This is a genomic window from Pseudofrankia inefficax, assembly GCF_000166135.1.
GTDB classification, from domain to species: domain Bacteria; phylum Actinomycetota; class Actinomycetes; order Frankiales; family Frankiaceae; genus Pseudofrankia; species Pseudofrankia inefficax.
Genome location: NC_014666.1, coordinates 4,559,238 through 4,571,248, shown reverse-complemented (window position 1 = coordinate 4,571,248; position 12,011 = coordinate 4,559,238). Strand labels below are relative to the sequence as shown.

General features: G+C 73.8%; 11 protein-coding genes. 7 read left to right on the top strand and 4 right to left on the bottom strand.

Annotated elements, in window-relative coordinates; genetic code table 11:
* Positions 1–3: 3 nt before the first annotated feature.
* Positions 4–816, bottom strand: a complete 813-nt coding sequence (locus FRAEUI1C_RS18555; RefSeq protein WP_013424864.1) for an ABC transporter permease — start codon at positions 814–816, stop codon at positions 4–6.
* The gene (locus FRAEUI1C_RS18550) at positions 813–1,853 is read right to left on the bottom strand and encodes an ABC transporter ATP-binding protein (RefSeq protein WP_013424863.1); all 1,041 of its coding nucleotides are present in this window, start codon (positions 1,851–1,853) and stop codon (positions 813–815) included. Before FRAEUI1C_RS18550 ends, FRAEUI1C_RS18555 begins: the two co-directional genes overlap by 4 nt.
* 339 nt (positions 1,854–2,192) lie before the next feature.
* On the opposite strand from FRAEUI1C_RS18550, the gene FRAEUI1C_RS18545 reads away from it, so the two are divergent.
* The 6 genes from FRAEUI1C_RS18545 (at position 2,193) to FRAEUI1C_RS18520 (ending at position 7,631) form a co-directional block, all read left to right on the top strand.
* Positions 2,193–2,780 (top strand): GrpB family protein, encoded by a 588-nt coding sequence (locus tag FRAEUI1C_RS18545; protein WP_013424862.1) that lies wholly within the window; start codon positions 2,193–2,195, stop codon positions 2,778–2,780.
* Between the two features lie 705 nt (positions 2,781–3,485).
* Positions 3,486–4,052, top strand: a complete 567-nt coding sequence (locus FRAEUI1C_RS18540; protein WP_013424861.1) for a hypothetical protein — start codon at positions 3,486–3,488, stop codon at positions 4,050–4,052.
* 376 nt (positions 4,053–4,428) lie between these two features.
* Positions 4,429–4,953 (top strand): hypothetical protein, encoded by a 525-nt coding sequence (locus FRAEUI1C_RS18535; protein ID WP_232425042.1) that lies wholly within the window; start codon positions 4,429–4,431, stop codon positions 4,951–4,953.
* A 22-nt stretch (positions 4,954–4,975) separates the two neighbouring features.
* A complete protein-coding gene (locus FRAEUI1C_RS18530) occupies positions 4,976–6,214 on the top strand; it encodes a hypothetical protein (RefSeq protein ID WP_013424859.1) in 1,239 nt (412 codons plus the stop codon).
* A gap of 185 nt (positions 6,215–6,399) precedes the next feature.
* Positions 6,400–7,140: a hypothetical protein gene (locus tag FRAEUI1C_RS18525; protein WP_013424858.1), complete on the top strand. Its 741-nt coding sequence runs from the start codon at positions 6,400–6,402 to the stop codon at positions 7,138–7,140.
* Between the two features lie 128 nt (positions 7,141–7,268).
* On the top strand, positions 7,269–7,631 hold the full coding sequence (locus FRAEUI1C_RS18520; protein ID WP_013424857.1) for a VOC family protein: 363 nt from the start codon (positions 7,269–7,271) through the stop codon (positions 7,629–7,631).
* A gap of 204 nt (positions 7,632–7,835) precedes the next feature.
* Here FRAEUI1C_RS18520 and FRAEUI1C_RS18515 read toward each other — a convergent pair whose 3' ends face one another.
* Together FRAEUI1C_RS18515 and FRAEUI1C_RS18510 are read right to left on the bottom strand one after the other, a co-directional pair.
* Positions 7,836–9,086, bottom strand: coding sequence for an ABC transporter permease (locus FRAEUI1C_RS18515; RefSeq protein ID WP_013424856.1), 1,251 nt, complete (start codon positions 9,084–9,086; stop codon positions 7,836–7,838).
* Positions 9,083–10,096, bottom strand: coding sequence for an ABC transporter ATP-binding protein (locus FRAEUI1C_RS18510; RefSeq protein WP_013424855.1), 1,014 nt, complete (start codon positions 10,094–10,096; stop codon positions 9,083–9,085). The genes FRAEUI1C_RS18515 and FRAEUI1C_RS18510 overlap by 4 nt, the downstream gene beginning before the upstream one ends.
* Before the next feature lie 225 nt (positions 10,097–10,321).
* On the opposite strand from FRAEUI1C_RS18510, the gene FRAEUI1C_RS41670 reads away from it, so the two are divergent.
* On the top strand, positions 10,322–11,968 hold the full coding sequence (locus FRAEUI1C_RS41670) for a serine/threonine-protein kinase (RefSeq protein WP_013424854.1): 1,647 nt from the start codon (positions 10,322–10,324) through the stop codon (positions 11,966–11,968).
* Positions 11,969–12,011: the final 43 nt, after the last annotated feature.

The window sequence follows — 12,011 nt, the reverse complement described above, 5'->3', positions numbered from 1 at the left end:
CGCCTAGCGGGCCGTGTGGCGGCGGAACAGCGCCGCCGCGGCGACGTAGCTGACCACCAGGATGCCGGCGCACCAGACGAGCGCGACCGCCGCCGTGCCGCGCGACGCGCTGCCGTGCACGAGCAGCCCGCGGACGGTGTCGATCACCGGGGTCAGCGGCTGGTGGTTGGCGAACGCCCGCAGCGCGCCGGGCATCGTGCTCGTCGGGACGAACCCGCTGCTCACGTACGGCAGGAACAGGATGAAGAACGTCATGCCGTTCGCGGCCTCGGGCCCGCCGGCGAGCAGGCCGAGCGTGACCGACAGCCAGGTGATCGCCAGCACGTAGAACGCGAGGACGCCGACGGCGCCGAGCCAGCCCGCGACCCCGGCGTGCGGCCGGAACCCGATCCCGATCCCGATCCCGATGACCAGGGCGGTCGCGACCGCGTTCGCGGCCAGGCTCGCGACGACGTGGCCGGTGAGCACCGCCGGGCCGCGGACCGGCATCGAGCGGAACCGGTCGACGATCCCGGTCGTCAGGTCGCTCGCCACGGCGACCGCGGTCGACGCGGCCCCCCAGCCGGAGGCCAGCACGACGATGCCGGGGACCACGTAGGTCAGGTAGGCGTGGCGCCCGCCGGTGTTGAGGGCACCACCGAACACGTAGACGAACAGCAGCAGCAGCATCACCGGGAGCGCGACCGAGATGATCAGGGTGTCGGGCTGGCGGGGCAGCCGGCGCAGGCTGCGCCCGATCAGCGCCCGCGAGTCCGCGCCGAAGCGGCCGCGGGCGACGGGCCGCGGGTGGGGCAGGGCGGGGGCCGCGGTCGTCATGCCAGGTCCTTTCCGCTGGTGAGAGTGAGGAAGACGTCGTCGAGGGTCGGGGTGCGCAGCTCGACGCGGGTGACCTCGATGCCGGCGTCCGCGAGGTCGGTGAGCAGCCGGCGCAGCGCGCCCGCGCTGCCGTCGGTAGGGACGCCGACCCGGCGGGCGGCCCGGTCCACGTCGAGCCCGGCAGGCGCCGCCGCGCCGGATGTGGTCGGGCGCTGCAGCGGGCCGTGTAGGCGGTCGAGGGCGCGGGTGTAGGCGTCGTCGTCGGGGAAGGTCAGCTCGGCGCGTTCGGTGCCGAGGCTAGCCTTCAGGTCGGAGGCGCTGCCCTCGGCGACGATCTGGCCGCCGTGCAGCACCGAGATCCTGTCGGCGAGCTCGTCGGCCTCCTGGAGGTACTGGGTGGTCAGCAGGACCGTCGCCCCGCTGTCGGCGAGGCGGGCGACGACGTCCCAGACGCCCTGGCGGCTGCGTGGGTCCAGGCCGGTCGTCGGCTCGTCGAGGAAGATGACCGCGGGGTCGGCCACCAGGCCCACGGCGAGGTCGAGGCGGCGGCGCTGGCCACCGGAGTAGGTCCGTACCAGCCGGCCGCCGAAGCCGGCCAGGTCGAACGCCTCGATGAGCGCGTCGACCCGGCGGCGGGCGTCGGCGCGGGGCAGCCGGAACAGCCGCGCGGCCAGCCGCAGGTTCTCCACCCCGGTGAGCAGCTCGTCGACGGCGGCATGCTGTCCGGTCAGCGAGATGACCTCCCGGACCCGGCGGGGCTCGCGGCGCACGTCCCGGCCGGCGACGGTCACCGTGCCGGCGTCGGCGGGCAGCAGCGTGGCGAGGATCCGGACCAGTGTCGTCTTGCCGGCGCCGTTGGCGCCGAGCAGCGCGTGGACGCTGCCGGCGGCGATGTCGAGGTCGACGCCGTCGAGCACGGTGACGTCGCCGAACGACCTGCGCAGGCCGCGCGCCCGGATCGCCGGGTCACCGCTGGTGGCGGGCGACCGGGCGGGTGGCCGGCTGGGCGCCGGCTGGGCGGCGGTGGTGGTGGGCATGACGGGGGACCTCCCGGGGTCGCGTCGCACTGGCGTCGGGATCGATCGTCGCGGCCTGTCGTCAGGTGGACACGGGCGCTGGGCCCCGAACCGGGGGTGGGGCTACGCCCCCTTCCGCCGGTGGGATTCGCCGACGGACGTGGGGAATCACCGGTCCGGACCGGTCCGGCGGGCCCGGACTGGTCGTCGTCGCGCACCGGGAAAGGCATGTTCGCGACAGCCCGTGGTCTTCTCACGGCGCAGAATGGGCAGGTGACGGGGGAGATGGCCCGGAATGCTCCGGGGTCAACGGGTTCGCGCCGGCCTATGGTGGCCGGAGCTGTGGCGGAGACGAGGCCGATGGCTGGCGGCGAGGTTCTGACCGAGGAGGAAGTGTTCATCGGCGGGCCGGAGAAACGGCGGATCGTGATCGCCGCGTACCGGCCCGAGTGGGTGGAGCGGTTCGCGTTCGAACGTGACCGGATCGTCGCGGCACTCGGTTCGACGGCGGTGCGGGTCGAACACGTCGGGTCGACGTCGGTGCCGGGCCTCGGGGCGAAGCCGATCGTGGACATTCTGGTTGCCGTGCCGGACATCGCGGACGACGAGGGATTCGTGCCGCGGCTGGTCGCCGCCGGCTATGTCGTGCGGGTGCGCGAGCGCGGTGAGCACTGGATGTTCCGCACGCCGGAGAAGGACGTGCACGTCCATCTGTGCGCCGCCGGCGGTGACTGGGAGCACCGCCACCTGCTGTTCCGTGACTGGCTGCGCCATGACCCGGCCGACCGTGCCGCCTACGAGGCGGCCAAACGCGCCCTGGCGGTCGTCGACTGGCCCAGCACGCAGCACTACTCGGCGGCCAAGTCGACCATCATCGCGGAGATCACCGCCCGGGCCCGGCCGTGGGCGGCCGGCACCGGCTGGACCGTCCCGCCGCCGCGGTCCTGACCGGTTCCACGTCTCTCGCGCTTACGCCGTTGTCCACGCTGTTGACGTCCACTCGGCGCCGCTAAGGATCTTGATCTCTGCCGATCGCGTGAGCCCGCGAGTGCCGACTCCCACGGCGTCCCGCCGGCGAGAAGGCCGGCCAATGCCGGGGCCTGGCGAGATCGGCCCGCCGGCTTGATCGCGGTTTCGGCCCTCGCGTGGTCGCGAAACTGGCGCGGTTACAGCCATGCGAGGGCGGACTCGGCGATCTTGCTTTGTCGCGGGACGCGGGGCGAGGCCCACCTCGGCGAATGCGGCACACATTTCCAGAGAACCGTCCGGTTGCGCTCGATACTCAGGGGAACTGCCGTCCGCGCCGGCGGTTTTCCGCCGATTCCGCGATTGTCCGTGCCGCCCGGCTTCCTCGCCGGTGGCGCCCTCTCCGCCGCGATGTCGCAAATTCCGGCGCAGACTGCCGCTCGTGACCAGTAGGACCTGTGGCCCGGGGCCTACGGCGTGTCACGGCACCGGTGGCGGCCCTACCCGCGGCACCTGCGGCTAAGGTTGCGTTCGTCGCCCGGCGTGCTCGTCGAAAGGCCGTGGCGTCCCCAGTCCCTGCATTTTTGCTGACGCGGGGCGGGGTGCCCGACGCGCATCCGGAAAAACGGATGACGGTTGGCGCGACGGCTACGGCGAATGACGCGGCACACCGAGAGGAAAACGACGGTGCGGGTACGGACGGTACGAAATCCAAAGGTCGGCCTGGCGTTGTTGGCCGCGGCTGGGCTGGCGTTGCTGACGGCGGTGCCGGCCGACGCGGCGACGACGACGGTGACGTTCACCCTCACGGGTGGGGCGCTCACGATCACCGCTCCGGCGTCCGCGAACCTGGGGACGGCGGCGGTGGGCACGGCGACGCTGTCGGGCTCGCTGGGCGCGGTGACGGTGACCGACGCGCGTGGCGCGCTGCTCGGCACCTGGACGGCGAAGGTCTTCTCGACGAACTTCACCACCGGCGGTGGGACGGCGAACGAGACGATCGCCGCCTCGGCGGTGAACTACGCCTCGCTGACCGCGACGTCGACGACCGGTACCGCCGTGTTCACCCCCGGGCAGGCGACGCTGGCTGCCGCCGCGCCGCTGGGCACGACGGCCCCCGGCCTGACGGCCTACTCGGCGACCGCGATCGTCGGTAACAACACGGCGACGTGGAACCCGACGCTGGTCGTGAACATCCCCTCCGCCGCCGTCGCGGGCACCTACACCGGCACCGTCACCCACTCGGTCTCCTGAGTCGCCCGTTGCCGGTTCGGGAGGCCGGGGGAATTCTCCGGTCGCGGCTCACCTGTCAGGTTCGGGTTCCGATCGGAATGTTCTCCCGGGTGACCGTGCTGGCCGGCTTTCCCGCGGCTGGCGCCGGTCGGGTGACGATGTCGCGGAAAGCGCCTGGCCCGGTGTCCCGCGAAGGGACCTATGCCGCCCGGCCCGCGGCGTGTCACCACAAGTGCGGCGCCACTACCCGTGGTTAAGGTTGCGTTCGTCGCCCGGCGTTCTCGCCGAAAAAACGGATGGCGGTCGAGTGGACGGCTGCGGCGAAATACTGCCGCACAGTGAGAGGAAAACGACGGTGCGGGTACGGACGGTACGAAATCCGAGAATCGTTCCGGCGGTGTTGACGGCGGCTGGGCTGGCGTTGCTGACGGCGGTGCCCGCGGACGCGGCGACGACGACGGTGACGTTCACCCTGACCGGCGGGGCGCTCACGATCAGCGCGCCGGCCACCGCGAACCTGGGGACGGCGGCGGTGGGCACGGCGACGCTGTCGGGCTCGCTGGGCGCGGTGACGGTGACCGACGCGCGTGGCGCGCTGCTCGGCACCTGGACCGCTTCGGTGTTCTCCACGAACTTCACCACCGGTGGTGGGACGCCGAGCGAGACGATCGCGGCGACGGCGGTGAACTACGCGTCGCTGACCGCGACGTCGACGACGGGTACCGCGGTGTTCACGCCCGGGCAGGCGACGGTGGGGCTCGCGGCCCCGCTGGGCACGACGGCGCCCGGCCTGACGGCGTTCTCGGCGACCGCGATCGTCGGTAACAACACGGCGACGTGGAACCCGACGCTGGTCGTGAACATCCCCTCCGCCGCCGTCGCGGGTACCTACACCGGCACCGTCACCCACTCGGTCGCCTGACAGGTAGGCGGGCGACCTGTCCATGACCACCGTGCTCCGGCCGTCGACGACCGCCGGCCGGTCCGCCGCGGGCGGTCCGGCCGAGCGCCGTGGCGCCGTGCGCGGGCCGGTGCCGGCCTGCGCGCGCAGGCCGCCCGCCCGGCCGGCCCGCCGGCCGCGGCGCCCCGGTCGCGCCCTCGTGATCGTGCTGGCGTTGCCCGCGGTCCTGGCCGCCAGCCCGGCCGCCGCCGTCGGCGTGCCGCGGCCCGGGAGCGCCCCGGGGCCCGTCGACACGCCGGTGCCGGCGGCCGTGACGTCCGCGCCGCCTGTGCCCATCCGGCCGGTGGCCCCGCCGACGCGGGGGCCGGGCGGCATCGGGGTCCGGCTGCTGGACGCGCCCACCGACCGGGCCGACGACCCGCGGGCGCACGTCTACATCGTCGACCACCTCGCTCCCGGCGCGACCATCGTCCGCCACGTCGAGGTCTCCAACACGACGACCGCCCCGCAGCGGGTGTCGATGTACGCGGCGGGCGCGCGGGTCGACGGCGACGGGTTCGACGTCGACCCCGGGCGGACCGGCGACGAGCTGACGTCGTGGGTGACGGTCGCGCCCGGCGCGGTCGAGGTGCCGGCGCGGACCGCGGCGACGGTCACGGTCACCGTGCGCGTGCCGAGGCGGGCGACGGCGGGGGAGCGGTTCGGCGTGGTGTGGGCCGAGCCCGCTCCGCCGGCGCTGCCCGGCCAGGTGACCGTCGTGAACCGGGTCGGGGTGCGCCTCTACCTGGACATCGGCCCCGGCGGCGAACCACCGACCGACTTCGCGATCTCGGACGTCGCCGCCGGCCGCGGCGTGGACGGCGGGCTGTACGTCGCCGCGACCGTCCGCAACACCGCCGAGCGGGCCCTGGACATGCTCGGCACCCTGCGCCTGGCCGACGGTCCCGCCGGCCTCACGACCCCGGTGGTCGCGGTTCCGAGCGGCCGGACGATCGGCAAGGGCGCCTCGGCCCGGCTGGTGATCCCGGTGACCGCGAGCCTGCCGCTCGGCCCCTGGACCGCGCACCTGGAGCTGTCCAGTGGCCTGGTGCACCACTCGGCGACGGTCAGGCTGCTGTTCCCGGCGAGTCCCGGCGAGCACCCCGGGCTGCGTCTGGGCCCGTCGGTGCTGCTCGTCGTCCTGTCGGCGAGTGGCGGGGCCGTGGTGGTGCTGACCGGGTTCGTCCTGGTGACCCGCCGAGGGCGTCAGCGGCGTCGCCGCCGAGGCGCGCACCGGGCCTGACCGGGGGAGAGGAAAACCTGTTGGTGGATCGCGGCGGCCGCTGCTAGCTTGCCGGTGGCCGTGCGAGAGACGAGGAGGTGGTACCCGTGATCGCAGTATCGACGTGGGTGCTCCTCTTCGGGGTCACGGTCGGGCGACAGGTCGTCCGGGAGCGCCGTTCCTGAGCGCTCCCGGAAGGCACGACCATGCGATTCACCTCCGAACAGCGTCTCGACGACGGCGTCCTCGAACGTGCGTTCACCCTCGGCGAGATCCCCGGAATCCTGTGGACGCCCACCGCCGCGTCGGCGCCGGTGCCGCTGGTTCTGGTCGGCCACCCCGGCGGACTGGGCATGATGTACCCCCGGCTGGTGTCCCGGGCCCGGGACTCCGTGGCCGCGGGCTTCGCCGCGGCCACCATCGAACTCCCCGGCAGCGGTGACCGGCCTCGGTCCGCCGCCGCCGAGGAGGCCCGCGCCGATCTGCGCCGGGCGGTGCAGGCCGGCGAGCCGGTCGGCGCCGAGATCGTCGACCGCCTTGTCCTCCCGCTCGTCGAAAGGGCGGTCCCGGAATGGCGGGCCGCCCTGGACGCCCTGCTCGCGCTGCCCGAGATCGGCGGCCCGGTCGGGTTCTCGGGAGGGGTGATCTCCATCGGCGTCCGCCTGGCGGTGGTCGAGCCGCGGATCTCGGCGGCCCTGCTGTTCGCCGGGAGCTTCGTGCCGCGCGTCATCTTCGAGGAGGCCCGGCGGGTCACCATCCCGCTGCAGGTCCTGCTGCAGTGGGACGACGAGGGGAACGACCGGCAGGCCGCCCTGGACCTGTTCGACGCCTTCGGCTCCCGGGAGAAGACCCTGCACGCCAATCTGGGTGGCCACACCGGCGTCCCTCGGTTCGAGGGGGAGGAGGGGACCCGGTTCTTCGCCCGGCACCTGAACGATGCTTCATGATCTCTCGGCCTGCCTGGACTCCCCATGTCGACCGCGGCGGACTCCGGGGCGTGACCGCCCGGCGGCTGCTCCTGCCTGGCCCGGCCCGCGAAACGGATGACTGAACATGGATGACTAAGGAGCGGACGATGCCGATCGCCACGCTGCGCGGCGTGACCCTGGACTGCGCCGATCCCCGGGCTCTGGCCCGGTTCTACCAGGAGCTGACAGGCAGGCAGCTCGGCTATGACACCGACGGGTTCGTCGCCCTGACCGATGGTTCGGGTTGCGACCTGGGCTTCCAACGGGTCGACGGATACCGGGCGCCGCGGTGGCCCGGTCAGGACATGCCGCAGCAGTTCCACCTGGATCTCAAAGTCGAGGACCTCGACGCGGCGGAGAAGGCGGCACTGGGGCTCGGCGCGGTCAGGCCGGACCACCAGCCGGGCGGCGACCGGTGGCGGGTGCTACTGGATCCGGCCGGTCACCCGTTCTGCCTGGTGGCCGGCTGACCGTTGGAGTCCGCCGCGGACCGGTCCGCGGCGGACTCCAACGTGACGGTCAGGTGAAAGCCCGCCGCGCCGACCACAAGATAGTCAACGATGTTGACGCGCCAAGACTCTCTTTTTGATCTTGCAGATCACAACACGAACATAAGGACTGAAGACAGCCCCCACAAACCGGGGCTTGGACTCGTCGTGAGGCGGTGCGGCCCGTCAGCGGGCGCGTAGCGCTTCGGTCAGGCGGACGCGGCTGCCGGTGCGGCGGACGGCGCCGGCGTAGACGCGGCCGGCGACGCGGACGAGCACGACGATGCTGGCGACGTTGACGGTGACGGCCAGGGCGATGAGCCAGCCCGCGGCGGTGCCGGCGGCGATGAGCATCGGCATGATCAGTGGGGCTGTGAACGGGACGACGGACAGGACGGCGAGCAGGCCGGAGTGGGGGTTGCCGGGCAGGATCGAGATCCCGATGACGTACGGGATGATGATCATCATGACGAGTGGGGTGGTGACGCCGGCGGCGTCCTCCTGGCGGGAGACGAGCGCGCCGGTGGCGGCGAACAGCAGGGCGTAGAGGCCGAAGCCGAGCAGGAACCACAGCAGCGACCACAGCGCGGAGCTGGCGGCGATCGCGGCGGGCAGGTTGAGGACGCCGGTCCGCAGGCCGAACGGGACGCCGATGGCGGCGTAGAGGGCGAGCTGGAACAGGGCGACGGTGCCGATGCCGAGGACCTTGCCGGCCATGAGCTGCCAGGGTTTGACGGTGGCGAGCAGGAGCTCGACGACGCGGCTGGACTTCTCCTCGATGACGCCCTGGGCGACGGCCGGTCCGAAGATCAGCAGTGAGATGTAGATGAGGATGCCGGTGATGACGCCGAGGCCGATGCGGGAGTTCGCGTGCGGGTCGGTGGGTTCGAGGACGTCGAGGTGGATGCCGGCGGCGGCGACGGTGGTGTCGATCTGGGTGGGGTCGCCGCCGAGGGTGGTGATCTGGGCGCGCAGGGCCTGTTGGCGGGCGACGGCGGTGAACACGGCGGTGGACAGGTCGTCGAGGCTGTGGCGGACGACGACGCGCAGGCCGGTGGGTCCGGTGGCGGTGACGGCGGCGTCGAGGGTGCCGGCGCGGACCTGGCGTTCGCCGTCGGCGGGGTCGGTGATGGTGACGGTGTGGACGTCGAGGCCGCCGGTCTTGCCGGTGGCGGTGAGGGCCGTGGCGGTGGGGCCGTCGGTGGCGAGGAGGCCGACGGTGACGCGGGTCGGTCCGGTCGCGCTGAACAGGGCGTCGGCGCCGATGCCGAGCAGGAGGGCGACGACGAACAGCGGGGTCATGATCCGGAAGACGCGGGAGCGGAACCGGGTGGTGATCTCGCGGCGGACGATGAGCCACAGCACGCGGGCGGAGCCGGGTGGGATGACGGGGTCGGTGGTGGGCTGGTCGTCGTCGGGTTCGAGGGTGTCGCTCATGCGTGACCGTCCTCGGCGGCTGCCGGTCGGCGCGTGCCGCGGGCCAGCTGCGTGGGGATGGCTCGTCGCCGGCCGCGGGTGCGGGCGGGGGGTTCGGCTTCGGGGGGCTGGTGGGTGACGACCTCGCGGAAGCGCTGGGCGAGGGTGGGGCGGCGGTGGGCGAACTCGCGGACGGGCCCGGTGGCGAGGGCGGCGCGCAGGATGGCCTGGTCGTCGGTGCCGGTGGCGAGGCGCAGCTCGGTGCGGCCGCGGTCGTCGCGGCGGGTGGCCTGGACGCCGGGCAGGGTGTCGGCCCAGCCGGTGGGGGCGTCGGGGGCGTCGACGACGAGGACGGACTCGCCGCCGGCGCGCAGCTCGTCGACGGAGCCGATGGCGACCATGGTGCCGGCGGAGACGATGCCGACGCGGTCGCAGAGCCGTTCGACGAGGTCGAGCTGGTGGGAGGAGAAGACGGTGGGGACGCCCGCGGCGGCGCGTTCGCGCAGGACGTCGCTCATGACGTCGACGGCGATCGGGTCGAGGCCGGAGAAGGGTTCGTCGAGGACGAGGACGGCCGGGTCGTGGACGAGGGCTGCGGCGAGCTGGGCGCGTTGCTGGTTGCCGAGGGAGAGGGCCTGGACGTCGTCGCCGAGGCGGTGGGCGATCGCGAGCCGCTCGGCCCAGGCGTGGGTGGCGGCGCGGGCGGCCCTGGCGGTCAGGCCGTGGAGCTGGGCGAGGTATTCGAGCTGTTCGCCGACGCGCATCTTCGGGTAGAGGCCGCGTTCCTCGGGCATGTAGCCGATCCGGCGGCGGGTGTCGATGGTGAGGGGCTGGCCGTCGTAGCGGACGTGGCCGGCGTCGGCGGTCAGGACGCCGAGGACGATGCGCATGGTGGTGGTCTTGCCGGCGCCGTTGGAGCCGACGAAGCCGAACAGTTCGCCGGCGCGGACCTCGAAGGTCATGTCCCGTAGCGCGGTGACGTGGCCGTAGCGTTTGGACAGGCCGTCGATCTGTAGCGCTCCGTCGCGCATCGCGGCGCCTCCCGGGCTGTCGGTGCGGCCGGTTGTGGTCGGTGCTGGCGGTCGGCGACCGGGCTGGTCGGACGCGTGCCCCATCCTGCCAGTGGTTGTCGGGGTGCCTGGGCTTGTCGGTGGGTGGCGGTATGAAGTGTGTGGTTGCCGGCGTATGGGTCGGGACCGGACATACTGCCCCTGTCGTGGCCGGGGGGCTGGGTCGATGGCCGGAGGGAGCGCCCTGTGCCGCTGGGACCGTTGCAGGCGGGTGATCCGACGCGGGTGGGTGGCTTTCGGCTGACCGCGCGTCTGGGGGCCGGGGCGATGGGGGTGGTGTTCCTCGGCGTGGCGGAGGACCCGGCGGTGGTGGAGCTGGGGCCGGGCTTGTCGGGTGAGGCTGGCCGGCTGGTGGCGGTGAAGCTGGTGCACGCGCGGATCGCGGCGTTGCCGGATTACCGGGCTCGGTTTCGCCGGGAGGTCGCCGCGGCGCGGGCGGTGGCGGGGACGTGTACGGCCCGGGTGCTGGCGGCGGATCCGGAGGCGGCGCGGCCGTGGCTGGCGATGGAGTACGTGGCCGGGCCGAGCCTGGCGGAGGTCGTGGAGCTGGGTGGGCCGTTGCCGGCGGCGTCGGTGGAGGCGTTGGCGGTGGGGCTGGCGGAGGCGTTGGTCGCGATGCACGCGGCCGGGGTGGTGCACCGGGATCTGAAGCCGGCGAACGTGCTGGTCACGGCGGCGGGGCCGAAGGTGATCGATTTCGGGATGGCGCGGCCGTTGCCGGGGGCGGGGGAGGTGACGGCGGCGGAGGTGACGCGGGCGGGGGCGATGGTCGGCTCCCCTGGTTTCCTGGCGCCGGAGCAGGCGGATCTCGGGGGCCGGGTCGGGCCGGCGGCGGATGTGTGGGCGTGGGCGTTGACGGTGGGGTTCGCGGCGACGGGGCGGGCGCCGTTCGGGTCGGGGACGGCGGAGGCTTTGGTCTACCGGTCGATGTACGCGGCGCCGGATCTGGCGGGGGTGCCGGAGCGGTTGCTGCCGGTGCTGTGGGCGGCGTTGGAGCGGGATCCGGGGCGGCGGCCGGCGGCGGGGGCGTTGTTGGCGGGCCTGGTCGGGGACGTGGTGGATCCGGTGTCGGCGACGGTCGGGGTGTTGGACCGGTTGTGGAGTCCGGGGGTGGTGCACGGTGCGGTCGCCGGGCCGGGGCCGTCGCCGTGGGCGGTGTCCGGGCCGGGTGGTGGTGTCGGGTGGGAGACGCCGGTGGCCATCCCGGCCGGGCCCTGGCCGGTGGGTGGTGGCTCTGGTGCCGGGGGTCGGGCGGGGCCGGCGGTGGCGCCGGGCCGGCGGCGGTCCTGGTGGGTGGCGGTGGCGGTTGTGGCGTTGCTGGCCGCCGGGCTGGCGGGTGCCGGGGTCACGGCGGTGGCGACCCGGGGTGGCGGCGGGCCGGCGGCGGGGGTGGGCGGGTCGCCGACGCCGGTGGTGGCGTCGCTCGCCGCGACGTCCGGTGCGCCGGCGGGGGTGTCGTTGCCGGCGAGTCCCGGTGTCGTGGACCGGCTGGCCGGCCGGTGGGCCGGTACGTATCGCTGTGGGCAGGGTGCCACCGCGCTGCAGCTGGACGTGCTGTCGGTGGTGGGGGCGCCGGGCCTGGTGACGGCGGTGTTCACGTTCAGCGCGCCGCCGGACAACCCGGGGGTGCAGGCGGGGGCGTACACGATGTCGGGGTCGTTCGTGGGTGACCAGGTGGTGCTCGACGGGGAGGTGTGGCTGTCGCGGCCGTTCGGTTATCTGATGGTCGGTCTGACGGGCACCTACGCGACGTCGCAGGGTGGGGTCCAGCAGCTGACTGGCCGGGTCCGGGGCGAGCGGTGCGGCACGTTCACCCTGCGGAAGGGGGGGTGACGGCTGGTGGGCTGGCGGTTGGCGCGGGGTGGTGCGCGTGGGC

Coding starts and splice junctions, on each gene's coding strand:
- FRAEUI1C_RS18510 (WP_013424855.1), bottom strand. CDS start 10,096: ATGCGCGACGGAGCGCTACAGATCGACGGCCTGTCCAAACGCTACGGC.
- FRAEUI1C_RS18545 (WP_013424862.1), top strand. CDS start 2,193: ATGGCTGGCGGCGAGGTTCTGACCGAGGAGGAAGTGTTCATCGGCGGG.
- FRAEUI1C_RS18555 (WP_013424864.1), bottom strand. CDS start 816: ATGACGACCGCGGCCCCCGCCCTGCCCCACCCGCGGCCCGTCGCCCGC.
- FRAEUI1C_RS18530 (WP_013424859.1), top strand. CDS start 4,976: ATGACCACCGTGCTCCGGCCGTCGACGACCGCCGGCCGGTCCGCCGCG.
- FRAEUI1C_RS18525 (WP_013424858.1), top strand. CDS start 6,400: ATGCGATTCACCTCCGAACAGCGTCTCGACGACGGCGTCCTCGAACGT.
- FRAEUI1C_RS18515 (WP_013424856.1), bottom strand. CDS start 9,086: ATGAGCGACACCCTCGAACCCGACGACGACCAGCCCACCACCGACCCC.
- FRAEUI1C_RS18550 (WP_013424863.1), bottom strand. CDS start 1,853: ATGCCCACCACCACCGCCGCCCAGCCGGCGCCCAGCCGGCCACCCGCC.
- FRAEUI1C_RS18520 (WP_013424857.1), top strand. CDS start 7,269: ATGCCGATCGCCACGCTGCGCGGCGTGACCCTGGACTGCGCCGATCCC.